Source organism: Rhodovulum viride (genome assembly GCF_003265965.1).
Classification (GTDB): Bacteria; Pseudomonadota; Alphaproteobacteria; order Rhodobacterales; family Rhodobacteraceae; genus Rhodovulum; species Rhodovulum kholense.
In genome coordinates this window covers 1-321 of record NZ_MUAV01000237.1, presented here as the reverse complement: position 1 = coordinate 321, position 321 = coordinate 1, and the positions used below count along the sequence as shown (strand labels likewise).

The following is a 321-nucleotide window of genomic DNA, read 5'->3' as shown; positions in this document are numbered from 1 at the left end:
CGGCATCGCGCACGGCATCGGCGATCGCCACCTGTTTCTGCCGCTCGATCAGGGTTAGGATCTCGGCATTGACCTCGCCATAGCGCTCCTTCAGCTCGACCAGCCCCTTCGCGGAATAGGTGCGCGTCACCGCGTCGAGCGCCGCGACCGAGCTTTCCAGATCGTCCAGCACCTCGGAAAGATCCCGTCCGTCCTTCGCCGCGCTGGAAAACGCCATCGCCAGCAGCGGCAGGCCGACCGCCGCCAGCGTGCCGACGACAGCCCCGACCGGCCCGAACATCGAGGCGATCTGCGACCCCTGCGCCGCGAAGACCGACGAGG

1 protein-coding gene is annotated in these 321 nt (G+C 68.2%); it reads right to left on the bottom strand.

Features of this window, described 5'->3' with window-relative positions:
* Positions 1 to 321, bottom strand: a 321-nt coding sequence (locus BYZ73_RS23345; protein WP_220086901.1) for a hypothetical protein, incomplete at both ends; no start/stop codon positions are given.